The following is a 21,056-nucleotide window of genomic DNA, read 5'->3' on the forward strand; positions in this document are numbered from 1 at the left end:
TGAGATATCTGTTTAAGGGATTTCTCAAGGCTAATGAGCACAATAGTGTGCCAAATCGACACAGAAATGTTCAGTAGAACCAATGGCGTGCTATTTATCCGCTGGCCTGCTGACTTGGCTCACGGTTCAAGTAACGGCCATTGGGAAAAGGAAATTCGATAGGAGAGCAGCCTATCAAATCCGGACGGCGCGAGGGCGAGCCGATCAACCAGCTCGATGCCGACGAGCATTTTTCTTTTTATCTTGCCGACTTCAACAGCCAGCGACTTGATCCCTGAAAATGACTCGAGTGGAGCAGAGCTTGTCCGACTAGTTCTACCAGGAATCTCTCGCGGGATCATTAATCCAGAGTTTGATAACTTAGAGACAACAGATACGACTCGTGGGATGGGAAAAAGTGGGAATCAACTTTCATCACCGCCAAATCCTCGAATACCTCATTGAGCAATCCTAGCATTGTTTGGCTATTCCTCTCCAGCCGTACTTTGTAGATAGAGTCAGGGGTACAAGATCGTTTTAGTCGCTTCCCACTCATCGAAATACAAATTGCGACCATCGATTTCAATCTCACCCCGCTGGAAGTCGTTCGGCTCGCTGCGGAAGCTTTGTTTTGGTGGAACGAGCGGGCCCGCGTAGTTGAGGTTGACGATCATGCGATAGGGGTCCATGTGGCCGCAGAAGAAGTCTTGCACTCTTGGGTCCTCATGCTGCTTCACTCCGTAAGAGGCATCGGCGGGGAGCCAGCCCCAGGGTTCGAGATAGAATTCTGACCAGTCGTGGATGTTGGAGTCGTTGGGTTTGGTTTGCCAGCCGGACTGCCAACGCGCGGGGATTCCGGCCGCGCGACACAAGGTGATGAAGGTCATTCCTTGCACACCACAGTCTCCTCGACGCGCGGCGAGACCTTTCGCCGAGAGATTCGGGATGATGCTGTACTCTATCTCAGCACACCAGGGGATGTTTGCCGACACCCAGCGGAAGATTCGGCGCGTCTGTTCAAGCGGGTTCGTTTCGTCGCCAACGATTTCCTTGGCGAGCGCCGCCACTTCTGGGGTGATGACAATATGTGGCGGGCGCTGGGAGGTGTACTCGCGGTAGAGTGAACCTGTGGTGTCGTAGGGCTCGACGTCCTTGGCATCTAGTGTGGGAACATAAGCACTGGTGACGAATTCGAACTCCTCCCAAAAAGTGAGTTGCGCCTCAGCATCATCGACAACATGTTCCAAATATACAGTGCGGTGCGCCTTGCCGTTGGGGGATATTTGCCCCTCGCCCGGGCCGCAACCCAGTAGTTTTACTTCTCCCTGCTGCCGATACTCTTGAGGAAATGGTAACCAGCAAGCGACTTTCGCACCCTTGCGCAATCTCGGATGATCCGCTGGCACGGTGAGTTCGTAGCGAATTCGATGCTTGACGGGGTGAATTTCTGGTCCATCGGCTTGCTCCGATTCCTCAACAAGATCCGCGACATGGTCTACGATGGGAAACTTCTTCGAAGCTTCCGGCTCCGTGGTCCGGCGGTCGCGGGCTTCTTTACTCAAGCGGAACAGATTGGAAACTGCGCGGGCGAAATAACGCATTTCACCGTCGATCTCTCGATAGTCCAATGTTTCTGCTTCGCGCCAGCGATCAAGGTCAGCGGAGGAGACATCGGGAATTGATTCGCGAATTTCTTTCAGAATTTGGTCTTCATTCAGATTGAAGTCGATGGCAACTCGTCGCTGAATCTCTGCTTGCTGCGTATTCATTGCTGTCGGCTTGAACTTGGGCGACTCATACGTTGTCTCCCCATCGACAACTGTCGCCAACACCTGCCCCGCGCGCAGCGCTGTCGGTGGGACTTGTGTGAGGTCACGGTCGACAACGACGAAGTCGGCAAGCTTTCCTGGTTCCAAGGATCCAAGCTCTTTTTCTTGGAAACCAGCGTAGGCCGCATCGAGCGTATAGGCTCGCAGTGCTTCTTCAACGGTGATCCGCTCGGCAGGAGTCCAGCCGCCGCGCTGCTTGCCGTCGAGCGTGCTGCGGGTGACGGCAGCATAGATCCCTTCGATCGGTGTCGGCGGTGCGACATGCCAGTCGCTGCCAAAGGCCAGACGGGCACCGCTATCCAAAAGAGACCGGCAGGGGTAGGAGTTCTTGCCCCGTTTGACACCTATCACACCGGCGGCCCAGCGGCCGTCGTCGATGATATGATAGGGCTGCATACTCGCAATGACTTCCAACTGAGCGAAGCGAGGGACGTCGTTCGAATCGATGTGCTGGGCATGCTCGATACGGAAGCGACGATCGCGTGGACCGTTTTCCTTAGCAACTTGTTCATAGATGTCGAGTTGCATCCGGTTGGCCCGATCGCCGATGGCATGGACCATCACCTGCAGACCGGCTTTGTCTGCATCGCGAGTCCACTTGAGTAGATCGGATTTCGGATTGACCAGTAAACCTCGCGAGTTGGGGTCGTCGGAAAAAGGTTCAAGAAACGCCGCTGTGTGAGAACCGAGTGACCCGTCGACAAACCCTTTCAATCCGCCGATTCGCAGCCGATCGTTCCCTCGGCCACTCTGTTCGATTCGCTCGGCCAATTTTTGCCATTCATTCAATGGCGTGCAAGCATAGACACGTACCTTGAGTTGTCCTTGCTGTAATGCATTTTGAAATGCTTCGACATCTGCCCAAGTGCCCATATGGTGGACTGCGGTTACGCCTCGTTCCACCAGGTGGGCGACTGCCGCCTGGATAGCCTCAAGTTGCTCCTTGGCAGTCGGAGCAGGAATCTCGCGGGTCATGACATCCATCGCGTTGTCTTTGAAGACACCCGTGAGTCGCCCTTGAGAGTCTCGCACAGCCTCTCCACCGGAGACGTCCTCAAAAGTATCATCGATACCTACCTCACGCAACGCTGCCGAATTGGCCAGCGCCATGTGTCCATCAAGTCGCGAAATCCACACCGGATGGTTTGGGGTGACCGCATCGATCCACGCGCGATCGGGCAACGGGCGACTGGCCGAAGAGTCGCCCCACAGGGTGTGATCCCAGTCGCCGCCAGTAATCCAAGTACCCCGCGGTACCTTCTCCGCAAACGCTGCGATTCGCTCCACAAACTCATCACGAGTCTTAGCATTGCGAAGTTGAACCGAAGTCAAATTACGTCCCGCACCGACAAGATGGATGTGCGAATCGATCCAACCGGGCGTGATCAATCCAGGACTCACATCCAGCACCTGTGCATCCTGGCCGACTTTCTCTTGGACTTCTTCGAGCGATCCGACAGCAACGATCTTGTTTTCTTTCACCGCGATTGCTTCAGCCCAAGGTTGCTCGCTATTGGCTGTCCATACTTTGCCTTGCCAAATCGTGGTATGTGGTTCCTCTGCTGACCATGCCGGAATCGCAAGCTGGATTGACATCAAGCAGAGTGTGATTCGGTATAGAAATCGTCGCAGGTAAACCATGGCTTGACTCTCATTCTCTGCTAATACGGATTAGTTGTTTCTCAAGTGCCTCGATACTAATCACGATTTTGCAAAAAAAGTCCGTCTTGCACCAGTTGCACTCGTTTAATTGCGAAAATGACTGAGGCAAGTTATGCTAGGCAAGTGGCTCAGAACGCTCTTTTTCTCACTCTGTTCCAAGCAATGCTATGTGGTTTTCCGATGGATTTTGGCGTGCTATTTCTTGCTGGCTCGCATTGATTTTTTCAATTTCTTTTTTCAATCAAGTCGCGGCTATCGAAGTCCACTGGATTGGTGGAACAACCGGCGATTGGTCCGAACCGTCGAATTGGTCCTTGGGTTTCGTCCCCTTTCACCCCGAAACCAATGTCACTATCGATCTCGATCCTCTTCAAGACAGCACGGTGGAACTGACGGAGATCTCTACCATTCCTAGCCTTGGCTTCCTGAACATTGCAGAGGGCGATGGACTCCACATACTCAACACCAGGAGAATCAGAGCGGGAGGAATCACCCTGGCGGGCGAATTGCTACTCGACGTAGGTACTGGACTCGAACCTAGCAGCTTTCTCTGGGTTCAACCCCAGGGATCGATTTTCATGAATCCCGGCTCACTGGTCCGCAATTTTAGTTCCTCAGAAGCCCCTAGTATTTGGAACCAAGGACGCATCGAAGGCGCCGGGGCTGTTTCTGGCCCCAGCATTTTTAGAAATGAAGGATCGATCGTCTCCAATTTGGAGGGAGAAACACTTCACTTGATACTCTCCTTTGTGGGAGGTCCTCCTGCCATTCACGTAAACACAGGCGAAATAGTCGCTGAGAACGGGGGGCAACTCGTACTATCGGGTCAGCTTCAAAACCTTTTATCCAATGCTGAGGGTGGAGTCGACGGCCTGATCGAGGCGCGTGGCGATTCCCACATTCTCGTCGGCCATTCCATTCTCGGGGGAGTCATTTCCACCAGTTCCGCTGGAGGAACTGAAGAAGGAATGGTCACACTCAACCAGGCATGGCTCGAAGATGTTCGCCTGGAAGGCAATATCTTTTTTGAATCCGTCACGCTGCAAGGAGTGATTGAAAACAATTCTATACCCGCTCAAAATCAGACGCCTCATCAATTAGCTATCGGCATCTCCGGAGCCACAACTCTCGCCGGCAATGGGCGATTGGAACTCTTGAATGGCTCGATCCGGGGCATCCAGAGTCCTTTCAATTCTGCTGCTGTACTTGTCAACGAAACAAACCATACGATAGCAGGCCCGGGCCGGATTCTTACTGAATCCTTTCCTATGGATGTGGTCAATCGGGGTATCATCGAAAGCGACGAGAATCTCTTACTCATTGAACTCCGTGATGAGGGTCTTTCTGCCAACTCCGGCACGATCCGGGCATTCAATGGTGGCACTGTTGAGCTTAGAGGCGGCAACGAGGACCTGGTCTTCAAGAATTCGATTGATAACATTCCCGGTGTCATCGAGGCAGATGTCAATTCAGAAGTAATCCTTCGAGCAGGGATCATTGAGGGAGGTATCCTACGTGCGATTGAGCCTGTGCTGGCGAGCGGGAACTCACCTGGTACGATAACTACCCATCGCATTCCTGGAACCACGCTCAAGAACGTTCGTCTGGAGGGACCCATCGGGAACCTCTACGATCACTGGAACATTTCAGGTTCCATCGAAAACACAGGAACACTCTCAGCAGAAAGACTCCAGATACAAGACGAAGTGACACTCACCGGGGGAGGCGAAATACAACTGGATGGCGATATCCAAGCCAATCAGGCGAACTATCAGAGCTATAAACACTTGATTAACGAAGACAACACCATCAAAGGACGCGGCCGGATCGAACTGAGTGAATTCACACTCACCAATCGAGGAACGATTCTTGCCGACGAGTTAGGTTCGCAGCTTTCGATCGATTACGCTTCACAGAGTCCGATTGTCAACAGTGGAGAACTGGTTGCCTCGGGTGGCAGCGAACTCGAGGTAAACAGTTTCATTACTAACTACGAAGGGACAACTCCTGGAGTTATCCGTGCGGAAGACGAGTCCACGGTGAGAATACAATCTGTTGAAGGTGGCATTCTTACCACTCAAGGCACGGGAGAAGTCGTTGTTGCGCAGGGAGGCACCATGCGAAACATCCACAATCAGGGGTTGTTACGCCTGCAGGGCTATACCGCTTTCTACGGTACACTTCAGAACGAGGGGACTACCAATGCCCAGGCCAATGTAGGCAATCCCGTCGAATTCTTAGGCCCCGTTGCTCATCTATCCGGCAATGGCATCTGGACGGGTACGGGACCATTTGCGATCAATGTGGGAAGCGACAACAACTCGTCGACTATCATGTTCCACGGAGCGGACCACACCATTCAAGGCTATGGGACGATTCGCGTGGTCCGTGGGCAGTTCTTCAATCAGGGGACGATAGAGGCTTCAGGGCCCGGTATTCTGAACATCGAGATGGAACCAGGCACCAGATTCTTCCAGCAAGGCACACTCATGGTTCCCAGCCAAAGATCGATGGAGATTGAGACCTACCAGCAACGATTTGAGAATGAAGGCGTCATCGAGGTAGATGGCCACCTACAGATTTTCCGACGCAACCAAGGACCTCTGGAATTCATCAACACGCCCGGAAGCGAATTGCACGTCGACTTGCAGTTCGGCATGGCAACCCAAAGAGACCCTGGCAGTCCCATTTTGGTATGGAATCAGGAAAACGCCCTGATTGCCGGAAGAGGGGGTTTCAATCTTATCGAAGACAGTTCTATGCATACCGCCCTAGTGCGTAATTCCGGAGTGATTCGTCCCGAGGGGGGGCACAGCTCGACGGGCCACATCTTCCTCAACGCCTCATTTCAACAAGATGATACAGGGCTTCTTGAATTCGAAGTAGGAGGACATCCGGGTTCCGGTTGGTTTGATGCATTAAATACAAACTTTGATGCTGATTTGTCAGGCGCGCTTGATATTACGCTGGTCGACAGTTTCGAACCGAGCGTGGGCCATGCCTATGAACTTGTCACCTCCTTCGGGGGAACCGTCACGGGAAGATTCGACATTTTCACTGCACCCGCCCTGGAGGGTCGTTGGTGGTCACTCGACTATCTCACCGACAAGGTTGTGCTCAACGTCAATGCCATTACTGCCGACTTCAATCTCGACGGCTATGTCGATGGCAGCGACCTCACAGAGTGGCAAGTCGCCCATCAGGCAGGTACCGACATGGCCGACGCCGATGGAGATGGCGACAGCGACGGACAAGACTTTCTTGCCTGGCAACGCCAGTTCGGTAGCGGCATTCCTTTAATCGGCAACAATGCTGTACCAGAACCAGCGACTGCACTTCTGCTGGTCATGGGGATTCTGCTACCCCTCAGAAAGCACCATTGCTGAGAGCCGGATTGAAGTACTGCTTAGCCGTTCAGATGGGGATCGCCGATTTCTTTAAGATACTCGGCCAGTTGTGATTGCAGATCTAAGAATTCTTGCCATTGCTCAAGAGAGAGGATTACGTTCTGATCCTTGTCTTCGACCGTGGCCCCTCGAACGATACCTCGTGCACGTAAGTGCAAGTATTCCAAGAGTTCCGAGAGCTGGGCGGCCTGGCCGGCAGTCATCGAGTCGGGTAGTTCTGGGGGCTCGGGAATATGCAGCGTTCCCTGCATTTCTTCGGAGGACCCCAGCCGCAGTTCGAAGCTGAGTGACTCGGACCCCGAAGAGGCGACCAGGTCGCTGGTGGGGAATTTTTCCTTGCCGCAAAGCCCGTCACTACGAAGTTCCGTAAGTCGACCAGCGATTTCGTCGCGTGTTCCGTAAAGGAGAACCGAGCGACCAACCGCGATGACGTCTCCGTAGCGTAGGATTCGCAAATGGGTATCTTCGCCGTTGACTCGCGTGCCGTTGGTACTTTCGAGATCAGTCAGAACGAGCTTCGTTTGATCCTCTTGGATCTTGATATGGAATCGGCTGATTCGCTCGTCGTTGAGTTGGACCGAATTGCCCTCCTCACGACCAATAGTGATGGGAGGCTCCAGATTTCCGAAAACCTGGCCGCGGTCGGCACCGTCTAGAACTCGCAATGTCACGGTGGGCATGACCGATCTTCCGCCTCTCATGTTCTGTCGATTTACTAAGAAACTCGCCTGATATAGCGATTTTCTTCACTTTTCCTTATAACACGCCGCTGGTCTGGGAGCAAGCGAATTCCCAATCCTCCTTTCTGTCTTTCCCATGCCAGCGGGAATCTAAAGCGCGATCTATCCCGCAATTCCTGGATTACCGCTTGAACGGCAAAGACGGGGAAGCTGTCTATCCAGCCTGTTTTCTCCCCTTCGTGTTCAGCCAACCGTCTGACGCCAGCGGCTATCCAACTGCCCTGGCTTTGCTCAGACTTGGACAGCTCTCTAAAATGAAGCCTCCCCCAAATCTGATATTTGAGTAAACCCTTAGTGGAAGTTAGAAGTCATGCGGATCGCATATCTTGATTGTGCCAGTGGAATCAGCGGCGATATGATGCTCGGTGCGCTGGTGGATGCTGGCATCGATCTAATCAGAGTGCAAGCGGGAATCGACTCCCTGGGCCTGCCGAGTTGTCGACTAGTGGTAGACGAGGTGAAGAAGTGTGGCTTTCGTGCCCTACAACTCCGCGTCGACCACGAGCCTGAGCATGCCCATCGACATCTGCACCACATCGATGACATGATCGAGAGTAGCTCGCTCTCAGATTCTCAGCGTGCACTGGCGCGAAAAATTTTCATGCGATTGGCCGAGGCCGAAGCAAAGGTCCATGGCACGACGATTCAAAAAGTGCATTTCCACGAAGTGGGAGCGGTCGATTCGATTGCAGACATCGTCGGTTCGGCCATCGCCTGGGACTTGTTGGGGGTCGATCGTATCGTATGTTCGCCGATTCCCACGGGTACAGGTTTTGTCGAGATCGCCCATGGACGATGTGCGATCCCTGCACCTGCAACAGGAGAACTGCTCCGAGGCATCCCCTTAGCTGTCAGTTCGGTCGAGGGGGAGCTCACGACTCCCACGGGTGCAGCTATCGTGGCCAGTTTGGTCGACGAGTTCGGTTCGCTGCCTGCCATGGCTGTGCAATCGATTGGCTACGGTGCAGGACAAAAAGATTTTCAGCACCCCAATCTGCTACGCTTGATCGTTGGTGAATCCACTGAAGATAAGTCCTCGTATTCCACGGACAAGATCACGCTACTCGAAACCAATTTGGACGACACGACGGGCGAAGCGGTTGGTCATTGCGCGGATCTCTTGTGGCAGGCAGGTGCGCTGGATGTGACGCTAATACCGAACCAGATGAAAAAAGGTCGGCCGGGCATCTTGTTGCAAGTGCAATGCCGGCAAAGCGAGGCTGAGAAACTTGCCGAGATTATATTCCGCGAGACGACAACTCTGGGGCTAAGACGGTCGAACATTGAACGACTGGTACTGCCGCGCGAAGTGGTGCGGGTACTGACGACTTGGGGCGAAGTCGCCGGCATTGTGGCCCAATTACCCGACGGATCGAGGCGTTTTTCTCCAGAGTACGGCTCTTGCTGCCAAATTGCCGATAAGAACAAGGTGGCCCTGGCTACAGTAGACACTGCTGCGCGTCAGGCCTTCGCAGCAACCCACAACAAGTGAGCCCCTCAGAAACTCGAATGCTAATCTTCTCGGCAGGCACACCGGTGGCAATCTTCATGTTCCTGGTGGGGTGTGCGCTGTTGGTTTCGATTTTGCTCAAGCGTTCTTACCGCTATTTTGGCAAAGCCAAAGGCTCGACCGTCATCACCGGGCTGGAGCATCTTCCACGCCCCAAGTCGAGTTGGGATGGAACATATCGTGATGCCGGGGCAATCGTCGACCGAAAAGAAGTAGAAATGGCCGAGTTGGCTCGTGACCTTTCGGGGCAACTTACCACCAAGATGATTGTGTTAGAACAATTGATTTCAGAAAGTCAAAAGCAAATCGACCGGATGGAGGAACTATTAAAGGAAATGGAAACGATCGGCAAAGAAAAGGTGTCATAAACATCTCAGCACCCTTGATGCTTTCTTACGTGCCGAGCCGATTTGGTAATCAATTGCTTGAGCACTTTTCGATCGATATCGTCTAGTTGGTTGACGTATAGGCAGCATTTGCCGGTCTTGAACTTGCCAAGCTTTTCTAAAATCGATCCCAAGGGCTCAAACCCAGACATCAGGTAGATCGAGAGACTACGCTTCCGAGGCGATAATCCTACGAGAAACCAATTTCCTTCTCTTCCACTAGCGTACTTGTAATGGTAGGTGCCGAAGCCAACAATCGCGTCGCCCCACATTTTGGGTTTCTCGCCGGTGACATCTTGCATTATTGCTACCAGTTCCCGGCAGTCGGCTCGCTGCTGCACATCGTCGAGGGATTTAAGGAATCGCGGCACGCTTGCGTTATTCTGTTTCGTCTTGAGCTCTGACATAGTTCAATCCCGGGGGAAATGGGGATGCCAAGGAATAAGTAGAATGGAACCCTCAATATAACGCGAATTCAAGTATGTAGCGATCACCACTCTCGTGTTAGACTGACTCTATCGATTTTCAATACTTTTGGACAAATTCCTATGAACTACTCGACCAATCGCCGCCAATTCCTCTCCACATCAATTGCTGCTGCGGGTGCTTTGGCCGCACAACCAGTCGGTGCTATCGAGCCGATCAATCGCGTTCCGGGACACCAATTCAAACTGAGCCTGGCGGCTTACAGCTATCGTGATCTGTTGACAGGGAATCCGCCGAAGCTCACTTTGAGCGATTTTATTCAAGACTGTGCTCGGTTTGGAATCGAAGCCGCGGAATTAACCTCTTATTACTTTCCCGAGTCACCCGACGCCGAATACCTTCGAAGACTAAAAGGAGAATGCTTCCTGCAAGGATTGGACATTTCTGGCACGGCGATTCGGAACGACTTCTGTCTGCCCGCTGGCGAGCAGCGAGAGGCGGATATCGCTCATGTCAAACGCTGGATTGAATATGCCGACATGCTCGACGCCCCCGTCATTCGCATTTTTGCAGGCAAGGTGCAACCTGGCCAATCCATGGCCGACGCTGAAAAGCTAGTGATCGATGGCATCGAACAATGCTGCCAGTACGCGGCAAAGTACGGAGTGTTTCTTGCACTGGAAAATCATGGCGGGATCACCACCAAGGTGGACGACATGCTGAGGATAGTCCACGGCGTCGAAAGCCCCTGGTTCGGCGTGAACCTAGACACCGGAAACTTCCGCACAGCCGATCCTTATGGTGACTTGGCGAAACTTGCCCCGTACACAATCAACGCCCAGGTGAAGGTCGTCATGCACCCCGACGGAAGACCCGGCGAGGCAAGCGATTACAACCGGCTAGCCGACATCCTCATGACCACCGGATATCGTGGATACGTGGTATTAGAATACGAGGAAGGTGGTGATCCTCGCCAAGAATGCCCCAAAGCTCTAGAAGAGCTGCGAAAGGCATTTACTTAAGACGGCCTGACTGAATTTCATAAGCCACGAAGCGATCACTCAATCCGGTTCCTCGGCATCCTTGAGAATCTTCGAGGCCTTTTCTACGTCCTCTTCCAGGACCTGAAGTTGCACGCCGCCGGAAGTCATGAGCGGAAGGCCGGCGTAGTCGTCGGCGTTGATCAGGGCGTGGATGCCATAAGTTTCCAGCATAGACTTGAAGAACTCGGCCTCTTCTTCGGAGGCACAAGATTTGACGGTGACGGCTGCTGACATTTCTATCTCTCCAGGGAGTTCATTAGTAAATCTAGAAATCGATCGACTGCGCGCCGCTTTCTACTGGCACGGCTTTGGAATCAGTTTGGTCGCCGTTGTCGGCGATGTTCTGTCGCTCTCGCCAGGGTTGCTTCTTTTGGTAGCTGGCCAATTCCTTTTGAAGCTGTTCATCGTTTTCGGGGTCGTCCATGTTGACCGCCTTTTGTGACCACTCGATGGCCGTATCAAAATTGCCGGATTCAGCAAACGAGGCGGCCAGGGTACTCAGGATATGCGGCATTTTATAATCAGTCAGCTCGCAGGCCTTGGTGGCCAACTCCACCGCTCGCTCACCATTGCGGACTTCTGCATCTGGCGATGTTGCCAGGACCCAGGCAAGATTGTTGAGTAGCGCTGCATCCTCGGGCTCAACCAATATCGCCTTTTCAAAATCCTCGATGGCCTCGGCATGGTTTCCCATGTTCAAATTGGCGTCCCCCCGACTCCGCAGTGCCAGGAAGTTTTCTGGATCCATCAGTAACACGTCGTCATAAGCCGAGATCGCTTCCTTAGGGTTTTTATTCACGAGGTAGTACAGGGCCAGTTGCATCTTGAGTTCGGGCTGATTAGGCACAGTGCGAGAGAGTTGTTCGATCTCTTCGATGGCTTCATCGAGCCGGTTGAGCTGGGCCAGGATCTCACCGCGCAATCGATGCGCTGCAACACGTTGAGGGGCAGCGACCTGATCGTTGGCCAGCACGGCTTCGGCGTCGGCGAGTGCTTCCTCTAGTTGACCATTATTGAGGTAGGCCTCGGCACGATGCACCAGTGGCAACACGACTCCCGGCTGAAGCTCAAGTACTTTGGAAAACTCCACGATCGCTTTGGCATACTCTTTCTGCTCGCGGTAGATTTCTCCACGATTTTGAAATGGACCCGGTGCTTGGGGGGCTAGTTTGGTTGCTTCGTCAAAACTCTCGAGTGCTTGCTCCTGTTTGTCCAACTGCCGAAAGAGTTCCCCTTGAAGAATAAAGGCATTCGCATCCTCAGGAGATTCGCTGAGCATTTCGTCTACGGCGGCCAGCGCCTCGTCGAACTTCTCACGATTTCGCAAAAACACCGCACGCAGCAAAGGGTACGTTTCGTTGTCCGGATCAAGTTTGATCGCTTCGTCGAAGTCCGCCAGAGCCTTTTCTTCGTCGGTCTGAACCTGACCTCGCAACATGTAGGCCTCGGCTCGCTGGGAATCCTGAATCTCCGCAGCTTCTAGATACTTACCCAATAGTCGGCGCGCTTCGTGAGGATCGCCGCCGGGCAGCGCCATCAAGCGGCCCAACATCAGATTGGCCTCGGGGGGGGGATTATCATAGGCCAGAACCCGCCGCAAATCAGAAACGATCAGCCGCAGGATCTGCTTCACGCGATCATCCTGAATCGAATTCGAATTGACTACCTGCATCAAGGCTGAGGCACGCTCCATGAGGGCATCGGAGACCATCTGCTCTGCCAGTTCCGCTTCCTCAACCTCAAGCCCTTTGTCGAGAGATAATTGCAGGCGATCGATCACCTGACTCAGATCGGGAAGCCCTTCGGCAGTGACTCGCAAACGCAGGGCCTCATCGAGATCAGCCTGCCCGGCACTCTCAGCCTGTGCCACGTCCGGACCAAAGACTCCAGAAAGTGCCAATACGCAAGATCCAATTACCGCCAACCAAGGGACGCGCCGAAGATTCATCTTATCTACCTTAAATTCGCAAACTTATTACAGGGGGAACGAAGGGGGTTCTCAAGAATCCTTCCCCACGTCCCATTATTACCATTTCAAGCAATTCTGGCCACGCAGGAAGTTTTGGAGGGCTTAAACCTGCGATTCTAGAGCTCTTTTTCAAAACCCCAATGCCTGATGCTAGTGTGCCTGTTGTGTGGGGGCAATGTGGATTAAAATCCGTCCCTTTGACATCAAACTACCTACAACCGCAAACCCCTATTTACTACGAGAGAATTTGGCCATGGAAGCTGGAATTGTCGGTCTGCCGAACGTCGGGAAATCGACCTTGTTCAATGCGTTGACAGCGGCGGGGATCGCTAGCGAGAACTATCCCTTCTGCACGATCGAACCCAATGTAGGGGCCGTCGCGGTGCCCGACTCGCGATTGGCTCGCATCGAGAGCCACATCCCCACGGAAAAAATCGTACCCGCCGTACTCAAACTGGTGGACATTGCGGGAATCGTCCGCGGGGCCTCCGAGGGGGAAGGACTCGGCAACCAGTTTCTCTCTCACATACGAGCCGTTGATGCAATTCTGCATGTGGTTCGCTGCTTCGAAGAAGCCGACGTGATCCATGTCGAAGGGAGTGTCGACCCGATTCGAGACGTAGAAACCATCGATACCGAGTTAATGCTGGCCGATCTTCAGTCGGTTGAGTCGATGACCGATCGAGCTACCCGTACGGCACGCACCGGGGACAAGGATGCCAAGCTGCGGCTGGAAGTACTCGCCGAATGCCAGAAACTCCTGGCCGAAGGAAAGCCCGTGCGGGGACTTGTGTATGAAGAAGCGAACCTGGCCAAGGCATTTAAGGAACTGCAACTTCTCACCGCCAAGCAAGTGCTGTATGTGGCCAATGTCGATGAAGACGACGTTGCCGGCACGGGTAAACATGTTCAAGCCCTCCGCGAGCGGTCCGCAGCCGAAGGGGGAGCGGTGGTGCCGGTTTGTGCAAGATTGGAAGCGGAACTCAGCGAGTTAGACGAAGCGGAACGCACCGAGATGCTCGACAGCCTGGGACTGTCCGAACCGGCCCTGGCATCCCTAGCACGAGCTGCCTACGAATTGCTTGGTTTGCAAAGCTTCTTCACTGCCGGAGAAAAAGAAATCCGTGCCTGGACCATCCCCGCCGGAGCCACGGCCCCGCAGGCCGCTGGCGTAATCCACACCGATTTCGAGCGGGGATTCATTCGCTGTGAAACATACTCCGTAGACGACCTCGATCAATTCAAGAGCGAAAAGGCAATCCGCGACGCCGGCAAGATGCGCGTCGAAGGGAAGGGATATGTCATGCGAGATAGCGATGTGTGTCATTTCTTGTTTAATGTATGATGGGAAACAGCTATGAATCATGTTCTCTGTATTTGGACGTTTATCTATTTTATTGTCACTTCTGCATGTTCTGCCCAAGAACGGCAGACACCTTCGTGGCCTAAACTCTTACAGCCGGGGGACACGATCATGTTCGTCGCACCTGCTGGAGTAGTAGATCGAGATCAGCTGATGCTAGCCAAGAAACGCCTTGAGGAGCGTGGCTACCATGTAATAATGCGAGATGATCTTTTTTCCGTTGAAGGCTATCTTGCTGGCAGTGACGAACGTCGTGCGGAAGAATTGATGCAAGCCTTCCGTGATCCTGAGGTGGATGCCATTTTTCCTGCCAGAGGTGGATATGGAGTGATGAGGATTCTGGAACTCCTCGATTTCGACGTGATCCGCCAGAATCCTAAACTGGTAACCGGCTTTAGCGACATCACGGCATTGCACTCCGCATTGAATAAACAGGCGGGCTTGATTTCCTTTCACAGCCCGAATCCAACTTGGGGGCTGGGGAGCGAAGAGAATCTGCCTCCCTTCGCCGCCAAGTATTTCTTTCGTGCGGTTGAAGAGAACCCAGAGGGCCCGCAGGATTACGTCATCGAGATCCCTGCTGACGTTCCTCAACCCGTCTCGCTGGGAACAGGCACGACGCGAGGTCGTCTCACGGGGGGAAATCTATCCTTAATCGCGGCACTGGAAGGGACTCCCTATGGCATAGACACACAGGATGCCATTCTGCTGATCGAGGACATAGGCGAAGCGCCCTACCGCATCGATCGCATGTTGCAGCAATTGAAGCTAACCGGCAAATTGAACCAGATCCGAGGAGCCATTCTTGGGCAATTTACCAAGACAGAAGAGCGTGAAGAAAACGAGATCGAAGACCCTCGCTTCTCAGCGGAAGGTGTCTTACGGCAGTACTTCGAACCGTTGGGAATTCCGGTGCTGATGAATTTTCCCATCGGACATCATGAGATGAATTGCACGCTGCCTCTGGGAGGAGAAGTGGAGATCGACGCGAACAAGGGCACGCTGACAGTAATGGGCGCCAAGCCGTAAGCTCTTAGCTAAACAGTTCCGTCACCACCTCACCACCGTCGACAAGCTTGATCGGGCGGCCGATACGGCTGATGTTTTCTTCGTCGGCATCGATGCCAAGCGAGTGATAAATCGAGCGGAAGAAGTCGGTGATTGCCACGGGGCGGTCGGTCACTTCGGTGCCGGCATCGTTGGTGGCACCTATGACTTGCCCGCCGCGTACGCCACCCCCTGCGAGTACGGCGTTGAATGCCCGGGGGAAATGGTCTCTTCCTGCACGGGGGTTTACTTTGGGAGTGCGGCCGAATTCGCCAAGCCAGACAACCAAAGTCTTGTCCAACATGCCACGTTGCTTGAGGTCGCTAATGAGAGCGGACATCGGTTGGTCGATTTGGCCGGTCAATTCACGGGTGCGGTTGAAACCATCGAGATGCGTATCCCAGCCGTTAGAAACCACTTCGACGAAAGTCACACCTTGTTCCACCAATCGGCGGGCCATCATACAACCGGCAGCGAATTCACTCTTTCCATAATGCTCACGAAGCGAGGTGGGTTCTTTCTCCAGATCAAACGCATCCATGCGAGGGCTCATAATCATGTCTGAGGCGCTCTCGACTAATTTACGATGATCGGAAACGATATCTGCCCCACCACTTTGGGCAAAACTATTGTCCATCGATCCCAGAAGTCTCAGTCGTCGATGATAGCGACCTGTATCGGTAAGAGGCACAGTGTTGTCCGGGGGACGATTGGCAGACCGCAACACGAACGGGTCGTAGTCGACTCCCAAGAAACCTCCGCCGCCGGAATTGGCCAATCGGCCTCCGATGCGGACGAAGTTGGGGAGCTGATTGGCAGCGTTGCCGATCTGATGGGACACATTCGACCCCAGCGAGGGAAAGTTCACGCCCCCCATTGGCAGGTACCCATGGTGCAATAGGTAAGTTGCTCGTTGATGGTTGCCCTCTTTGCTAGACATGGATCGAATGATCGCCAGTTCGTCCATGACTTCGGCACAGAACGGCAAGTTTTCAGCGATCTGTATCCCCGAAACACTCGTGCCTATCGCTTTCGTTTCTCCACCGTTGGGATGGTTTGGCTTGGGACTAAAGGTCTCAAATTGCGAAGGCCCCCCTTGCATCCAGAGTAGGATACAAGCCATCCCTTGCGAGCGCATTTGGTCGGCGGAAGCAGCGATTGCATCGGTCCAACTCCAAGAACTTGCTGCCAAACTTGCCGCGGTGATATTGCGCAAGAAATCACGCCGGCGGATCACCCGCCCCTGTCGGGTAGCAACATTGGTCAAATGCTGGATCGTGGAATCTTTCATGGCAATGCTTTCTATCTTCGATGCTGAAATTCGGCGGAATTCACAAGCGACCAAGCCAGGTCTTCAAATACCACTTGTCGATCTACCCCTTCTTCACGGTAGGCCTTCACGGCCTCAAACTCTGCTGCAGTGGGTTTTCTGCCCAGACATCTCAAAAACAGCTCGACTGTGAGATCCTCATCCTGCTCGATCTCACCGATCAAACTTGGCAAGACGCTCAACCGTTTGTCTCGAAAAACCTGATTCACTCTCGGGGAATTCATGAGCGCCAATACTTGTGGAATCGAGGTTACTGCTTCCTCGCGGTTGATACTGGGATCATAAGCAAAAGTCTCAGCAAATTGTCCCCGTTGCTTATCCTTGATTCCTTGCCGGCCACGGCGCTCAGTTGGAAGACTCTCCTTCACGTCAAACGCTGAAAGCAGTGCATTATAAAGCTGATCGCTGCGCAGCCGTTGCGGCACGTTGGCTACGAACGGAGTACCATCGGTCCCTCGCCGGGGACGCGATTCTCGTTGGTAGGCCTCGGTCTCACAAATTGTTTTGATGAGCCACTTCACATCATAGCCACTTTCCTTGAATTTTCGGCTCAGCAGTTTGATTGCTGTCGGAGCAATCGGGGTGCGGTCTGGCCCTATGTCTTCCACGCTGGCGTAAAAGCCTTCGCCCACGAGTTCCGCCCACATGCGGTTCACCAGGGCTGTGGCAAACCATTCGTTCTCGGTCAACCATTGCGCCAACTGCTTCCGACGAGCCTCGTCGGTCGTTCCCCAGGGGACCTTGGCACTGGTCAAGAAAAACTTTGGTTCCATCTGGGTGCCGGGGGCTTGGGGATCTTCTAGATCGGGCATCTTATGTTCGGCAGTGGGGGCGCGCTCATTCTTGGGCGGCTTCCGACCAAAGCGGTCGTTGCCCACCACTTCAAAACTCCGTCGCGTGAGGTCCCTAACTGGACGCACAGCAATACGCGGAAAAAAAGCTGCCAGCTCGTGAAACTGTTCACGTTTCCAGCGGTCGTAAGGATGGTCGTGACACTGAGCACATTGAATCTGGATACCCAAGAAGATCCGAGAGACCTCGGCGGTCGTCTCTTCGGTCATACCATCTTGAGCCATCATGATGGCTGTCGCACCTTGTTCACGCACGTCGCCGTGAGCGGTAATAAACTCAGTAGCAATCTCGCTCCAGGGGCGATCGTCATTGAGCCACTTGGTGAGATCCGCCTCCATGGCATCGGTCGCAATGTCAGACCGTTGGTCGACAGCACGGAAAAAGACCACATCCCGCCAATAGCGAGCCCAGTTTTGGCCATAGTGGGGATTGGCAAGTAAACGTTCTACTAACTTCGAACGTTTGTCCTTGGCTGGATCGAGTACGAATGACGTCACCTCCTCGGGAGAGGGAATATCACCCAACACATCGAGCCAGACTCGTCGAACGAAGGTCAAGTCGTCGGCGATGGGCGCAAGCTTAGTATTCTCGTCGAAGACTTCATTTTGGAGTGCTTGATCTATGCGATCGGCAAGCCGTGCGGGGGACTCGGCTTGAGCGTGAGATGGAATAAGAACCAGTAGAAAGAGGAGGGTTGTAATTCGCACCATAGGAAACTATCCATCAAACTAATAACCGCTGGCGGAAGCCCGCGGTCTGCACAGGGTACAACCGCGGGCTTCCGCCAGCGGTTATCAAAGGTTTTGCTTCTTGCATTGTTAACCCCGGCCGCTCAATTGAGTATCGCATTGTGGCTTTAGAAGCGATAAATTCGGCAAAAAACCGAAAAAAGCCAGTCCCACGTGCGTGAGACTGGCTCGTTGTATTCTGGAGTATTGTGCAGAATTAACGCTTGGAGAACTGGGTTCCGCGACGGGCACCGTGCAGACCTGGCTTCTTGCGTTCCTTCATACGAGAATCACGGGAGAGGAAGTTTCTCTCGCGAAGCTTCGGTTCGAGGTCACTATCATGCTTCATCAGGGCACGAGCAATACCTTGCATGCAGGCACCAGCCTGGCCGGTTGTACCGCCACCGTGGACGCGGATGATGACATCGACATTCTCGCGAACTTCGCAGTGATCGAGCGGAGCAAGAACCGCATTGCGATCTTGCGGTACGCGAAAAAATTCGTCCAATTCACGACTGTTGATAGTAATCTTGCCGCTACCAGCACGAACACGAACCCGTGCGACCGAGGTCTTGCGACGACCAGTACCTAGGGCTTCTTCGACAACTGCTGCCATAAATAATTTCCTTGAATTCGTTCAAACGTTCCGAGCATTCTCGGAAACTCTAAGCTTTGATTGCTAATTCGGTTGGTTCGGGTTGTTGAGCTGTGTGGGGGTGCTCGGTACCCGCGTAGATCTTTAATTTGCTCAGCATGTTGCGAGCAAGCTTATTCTTAGGGAGCATCCGGCGAACAGCTTCTTCAAGAATTAGTTCCGGTTTCTTTTCGAGTCGAACACCCGCAGTAACCGTTCGCTGGCGCGTGTAGCCGGTGTACCAAGCGTATTTCTTGTTCTCCCACTTCTTGCCAGTGAAAGCAATCTTTTCCGCGTTCACGACGACGACGTAATCACCCGTATCAACATGCGGTGTGTAGGTGGGGCGATGCTTGCCCATGAGAATCATGGCAATCTCGCTAGCTAAGCGACCGACAATCTTATCGGTGGCATCCACTAGCAACCATTTCTGTTCGACCTCACCTGCCTTGGCCATATACGTTTTCATCTGCACTCGAATCCCAAATAGTTCGTTTCGCTTCGGTCACACCGGTCTACCAGCGCAAAACCGCCGCCGGTGGAGAATCCACCAATTTACCGGGGAATCGGCGTGCCGACAAGGGTGAGAAACCTATTCTTAGCGAGCCGGGCGCGAATACTCCAGGCCCGCCAGATAGGCTATTTTTTCCGCCTTCTGCGCCACCCCATCCACACGGCCAAGCCCCAGAGACAGAGAAATCCTCCCGTAGTGGCGGCCACCACCCACAGCTTGCGGCGGTCGTGACCTGGGTTTCCTCCTGCGGGAGCCAGATAGGCCCCCCATGCCAGCAGCAGTCCCCAGATGGCCAACGCACCGGCAATCAATAGCAGTGGCAACCAGCGGCGATTGGAATTCTCAGCCATAGCGATTCTCAGGTGTCTGTGTGTTTAGCGCAAAATCTTCTCTCACTTGCGCAGTGTGCTAGGCACAATTCTGCCAGCGCCGTATCGTAGGAGGAAATTTGACCAGCCGTCCATTCTCTCGCAGCAACTGCACTTCGGCCAGGAGTAATCTCCCATGATCATTGGCGTCCCCAAAGAAATCAAACTCGACGAATATCGCGTGGCGATGCTCCCCGTCGGCGTGGAAGAACTGACTCGGCGCGGACATCAGGTGCTCATCGAACAGGGGGCTGGCCTGGGGTCGGGACTGGCTGATCACGACTACCTGGAGAACGGCTGCGAGATGGTGGCCGAAGCAAGCGAGATTTTTGCCCGTGCCGATATGATCGTGAAGGTCAAGGAACCGATGCCAGCCGAATGGTCCCTGATCCGCCCGGGACAGATCGTATTCACGTATTTCCATTTTGCGGCAGATCGCGAACTAACCGAAGCCATCTTGGCAACCAACTGTACGGCCGTGGCCTATGAAACTTTGGCCGACGATCAGGGGCGACTTCCCTTGCTGACGCCGATGAGCGAAGTCGCCGGCCGCATGAGCATTCAGGAAGGGGCCAAGTATTTGGAGCGTCCACAGATGGGTCGAGGCATCCTGCTGGGTGGCGTGCCCGGTGTGGCACCCGCGTGGATCACGGTCCTCGGAGGTGGTGTCGTCGGGGCAAACGCTGCAAAGATCGCCGCCGGGTTCCATGCGAATGTATCCATTCTCGACATCAACATGGATCGCTTGCGTTACCTGGACGACGTAATGCCCCCCAACGTGGATGTGCTCTTCAGCGACCGCCACACCATTCGCCGTCAATTGGAACGGGCCGACTTGGTGGTGGGTGCCGTCCTGATCCCTGGCGCAAAAGCCCCACGTCTCGTCGAGCGGGAAGACCTTAAGCGGATGCAACCCGGCAGCGTGATTATCGATGTCGCGATCGATCAAGGAGGTTGCATCGAAACCTCAAAACCAACTTCCCATAGCAGCCCCACCTACATCGTCGACGATGTGTTGCATTATTGCGTAACCAATATGCCGGGGGCCGTCGGCCGCACCAGCACCTACGCTCTTTGCAATGTGACTCTGCCATATGTGATCCAAATCGCCCAACAAGGCATCGAAGCTGCCGCCCATGTCTCGAAGCCAATCGCACGAGCAATTAACATGCACGCGGGTAAGGTGACGAACGAGGCCGTCGCCGAGACATTTGAACTGCCTTGTGCGAACTTGTTCTCGAAGAAGTAACTTTGCTGAATTCACCAAGT

At 53.8% G+C, this 21,056-nt stretch carries 17 protein-coding genes; 7 read left to right on the plus strand and 10 right to left on the minus strand.

Going from position 1 to position 21,056, the window contains the following annotated elements:
• Positions 1–497 precede the first annotated feature (497 nt).
• Entirely contained in the window at positions 498–3,404 is a 2,907-nt protein-coding gene (locus tag Pr1d_RS04390; protein ID WP_210417886.1) for an amidohydrolase family protein, read from the minus strand.
• A gap of 233 nt (positions 3,405–3,637) precedes the next feature.
• Between Pr1d_RS04390 and Pr1d_RS04395 the strand changes: the two genes are divergently transcribed.
• A complete protein-coding gene (locus Pr1d_RS04395; RefSeq protein WP_148072391.1) occupies positions 3,638–6,856 on the plus strand; it encodes a hypothetical protein in 3,219 nt (1,072 codons plus the stop codon).
• 20 nt (positions 6,857–6,876) lie between these two features.
• On the opposite strand, the gene Pr1d_RS04400 is transcribed toward Pr1d_RS04395, so the two are convergent.
• The gene (locus tag Pr1d_RS04400; protein WP_238476635.1) at positions 6,877–7,557 is read right to left on the minus strand and encodes an FHA domain-containing protein; all 681 of its coding nucleotides are present in this window, start codon (positions 7,555–7,557) and stop codon (positions 6,877–6,879) included.
• A 370-nt stretch (positions 7,558–7,927) separates the two neighbouring features.
• Between Pr1d_RS04400 and larC the strand changes: the two genes are divergently transcribed.
• Complete coding sequence (larC, locus tag Pr1d_RS04405; RefSeq protein WP_148072393.1) at positions 7,928–9,109, plus strand: nickel pincer cofactor biosynthesis protein LarC; 1,182 nt, start codon at positions 7,928–7,930, stop codon at positions 9,107–9,109.
• Positions 9,110–9,126: 17 nt separating this feature from the next.
• Positions 9,127–9,495, plus strand: coding sequence for a hypothetical protein (locus tag Pr1d_RS04410; RefSeq protein ID WP_148072394.1), 369 nt, complete (start codon positions 9,127–9,129; stop codon positions 9,493–9,495).
• 5 nt (positions 9,496–9,500) lie between these two features.
• Here the strand turns inward: Pr1d_RS04410 and Pr1d_RS04415 are convergent, their stop codons facing one another.
• The gene (locus Pr1d_RS04415) at positions 9,501–9,920 is read right to left on the minus strand and encodes a DUF1801 domain-containing protein (RefSeq protein ID WP_148072395.1); all 420 of its coding nucleotides are present in this window, start codon (positions 9,918–9,920) and stop codon (positions 9,501–9,503) included.
• A 141-nt stretch (positions 9,921–10,061) separates the two neighbouring features.
• Here Pr1d_RS04415 and Pr1d_RS04420 point away from each other — a divergent pair, with 141 nt between their 5' ends.
• The gene (locus tag Pr1d_RS04420) at positions 10,062–10,961 is read left to right on the plus strand and encodes a sugar phosphate isomerase/epimerase family protein (RefSeq protein WP_148072396.1); all 900 of its coding nucleotides are present in this window, start codon (positions 10,062–10,064) and stop codon (positions 10,959–10,961) included.
• Positions 10,962–11,000: 39 nt separating this feature from the next.
• Here Pr1d_RS04420 and Pr1d_RS04425 read toward each other — a convergent pair whose 3' ends face one another.
• Both Pr1d_RS04425 and Pr1d_RS04430 read right to left on the minus strand, forming a co-directional pair.
• Complete coding sequence (locus Pr1d_RS04425) at positions 11,001–11,216, minus strand: putative signal transducing protein (protein ID WP_148072397.1); 216 nt, start codon at positions 11,214–11,216, stop codon at positions 11,001–11,003.
• 31 nt (positions 11,217–11,247) lie between these two features.
• Positions 11,248–12,930 (minus strand): tetratricopeptide repeat protein, encoded by a 1,683-nt coding sequence (locus Pr1d_RS04430; RefSeq protein ID WP_148072398.1) that lies wholly within the window; start codon positions 12,928–12,930, stop codon positions 11,248–11,250.
• A 274-nt stretch (positions 12,931–13,204) separates the two neighbouring features.
• On the opposite strand from Pr1d_RS04430, the gene ychF reads away from it, so the two are divergent.
• Positions 13,205–14,296, plus strand: coding sequence for a redox-regulated ATPase YchF (gene ychF, locus Pr1d_RS04435; RefSeq protein WP_148072399.1), 1,092 nt, complete (start codon positions 13,205–13,207; stop codon positions 14,294–14,296).
• Positions 14,297–14,308: 12 nt separating this feature from the next.
• The gene (locus tag Pr1d_RS04440) at positions 14,309–15,343 is read left to right on the plus strand and encodes a S66 peptidase family protein (protein WP_148072400.1); all 1,035 of its coding nucleotides are present in this window, start codon (positions 14,309–14,311) and stop codon (positions 15,341–15,343) included.
• Between the two features lie 4 nt (positions 15,344–15,347).
• On the opposite strand, the gene Pr1d_RS04445 is transcribed toward Pr1d_RS04440, so the two are convergent.
• The 5 genes from Pr1d_RS04445 to Pr1d_RS04465 form a co-directional block, all read right to left on the minus strand.
• Positions 15,348–16,652, minus strand: a complete 1,305-nt coding sequence (locus Pr1d_RS04445) for a DUF1501 domain-containing protein (RefSeq protein WP_148072401.1) — start codon at positions 16,650–16,652, stop codon at positions 15,348–15,350.
• Between the two features lie 11 nt (positions 16,653–16,663).
• Complete coding sequence (locus Pr1d_RS04450; protein ID WP_148072402.1) at positions 16,664–18,253, minus strand: DUF1549 domain-containing protein; 1,590 nt, start codon at positions 18,251–18,253, stop codon at positions 16,664–16,666.
• A 235-nt stretch (positions 18,254–18,488) separates the two neighbouring features.
• Positions 18,489–18,887: a 30S ribosomal protein S9 gene (gene rpsI / locus Pr1d_RS04455; protein ID WP_148072403.1), complete on the minus strand. Its 399-nt coding sequence runs from the start codon at positions 18,885–18,887 to the stop codon at positions 18,489–18,491.
• Positions 18,888–18,936: 49 nt separating this feature from the next.
• Positions 18,937–19,374: a 50S ribosomal protein L13 gene (gene rplM, locus Pr1d_RS04460; RefSeq protein WP_210417887.1), complete on the minus strand. Its 438-nt coding sequence runs from the start codon at positions 19,372–19,374 to the stop codon at positions 18,937–18,939.
• Between the two features lie 170 nt (positions 19,375–19,544).
• On the minus strand, positions 19,545–19,769 hold the full coding sequence (locus tag Pr1d_RS04465; RefSeq protein ID WP_148072404.1) for a hypothetical protein: 225 nt from the start codon (positions 19,767–19,769) through the stop codon (positions 19,545–19,547).
• 154 nt (positions 19,770–19,923) lie between these two features.
• On the opposite strand from Pr1d_RS04465, the gene ald reads away from it, so the two are divergent.
• Positions 19,924–21,036, plus strand: coding sequence for an alanine dehydrogenase (gene ald / locus Pr1d_RS04470; RefSeq protein ID WP_148072405.1), 1,113 nt, complete (start codon positions 19,924–19,926; stop codon positions 21,034–21,036).
• The last annotated feature ends 20 nt before the right edge of the window (positions 21,037–21,056 follow it).

This window comes from Bythopirellula goksoeyrii (assembly GCF_008065115.1).
GTDB classification, from domain to species: Bacteria; Planctomycetota; Planctomycetia; order Pirellulales; family Lacipirellulaceae; genus Bythopirellula; species Bythopirellula goksoeyrii.

What these genes read in the sequence shown, in the direction of transcription:
- Pr1d_RS04390 (WP_210417886.1), bottom strand. Translation starts at nt 3,404, where the DNA reads ATGTCAATCCAGCTTGCGATTCCGGCATGGTCAGCAGAGGAACCACAT.
- Pr1d_RS04395 (WP_148072391.1), top strand. Translation starts at nt 3,638, where the DNA reads ATGTGGTTTTCCGATGGATTTTGGCGTGCTATTTCTTGCTGGCTCGCA.
- Pr1d_RS04400 (WP_238476635.1), bottom strand. Translation starts at nt 7,557, where the DNA reads ATGCCCACCGTGACATTGCGAGTTCTAGACGGTGCCGACCGCGGCCAG.
- larC (WP_148072393.1), top strand. Translation starts at nt 7,928, where the DNA reads ATGCGGATCGCATATCTTGATTGTGCCAGTGGAATCAGCGGCGATATG.
- Pr1d_RS04410 (WP_148072394.1), top strand. Translation starts at nt 9,127, where the DNA reads ATGCTAATCTTCTCGGCAGGCACACCGGTGGCAATCTTCATGTTCCTG.
- Pr1d_RS04415 (WP_148072395.1), bottom strand. Translation starts at nt 9,920, where the DNA reads ATGTCAGAGCTCAAGACGAAACAGAATAACGCAAGCGTGCCGCGATTC.
- Pr1d_RS04420 (WP_148072396.1), top strand. Translation starts at nt 10,062, where the DNA reads ATGAACTACTCGACCAATCGCCGCCAATTCCTCTCCACATCAATTGCT.
- Pr1d_RS04425 (WP_148072397.1), bottom strand. Translation starts at nt 11,216, where the DNA reads ATGTCAGCAGCCGTCACCGTCAAATCTTGTGCCTCCGAAGAAGAGGCC.
- Pr1d_RS04430 (WP_148072398.1), bottom strand. Translation starts at nt 12,930, where the DNA reads ATGAATCTTCGGCGCGTCCCTTGGTTGGCGGTAATTGGATCTTGCGTA.
- ychF (WP_148072399.1), top strand. Translation starts at nt 13,205, where the DNA reads ATGGAAGCTGGAATTGTCGGTCTGCCGAACGTCGGGAAATCGACCTTG.
- Pr1d_RS04440 (WP_148072400.1), top strand. Translation starts at nt 14,309, where the DNA reads ATGAATCATGTTCTCTGTATTTGGACGTTTATCTATTTTATTGTCACT.
- Pr1d_RS04445 (WP_148072401.1), bottom strand. Translation starts at nt 16,652, where the DNA reads ATGAAAGATTCCACGATCCAGCATTTGACCAATGTTGCTACCCGACAG.
- Pr1d_RS04450 (WP_148072402.1), bottom strand. Translation starts at nt 18,253, where the DNA reads ATGGTGCGAATTACAACCCTCCTCTTTCTACTGGTTCTTATTCCATCT.
- rpsI (WP_148072403.1), bottom strand. Translation starts at nt 18,887, where the DNA reads ATGGCAGCAGTTGTCGAAGAAGCCCTAGGTACTGGTCGTCGCAAGACC.
- rplM (WP_210417887.1), bottom strand. Translation starts at nt 19,374, where the DNA reads ATGAAAACGTATATGGCCAAGGCAGGTGAGGTCGAACAGAAATGGTTG.
- Pr1d_RS04465 (WP_148072404.1), bottom strand. Translation starts at nt 19,769, where the DNA reads ATGGCTGAGAATTCCAATCGCCGCTGGTTGCCACTGCTATTGATTGCC.
- ald (WP_148072405.1), top strand. Translation starts at nt 19,924, where the DNA reads ATGATCATTGGCGTCCCCAAAGAAATCAAACTCGACGAATATCGCGTG.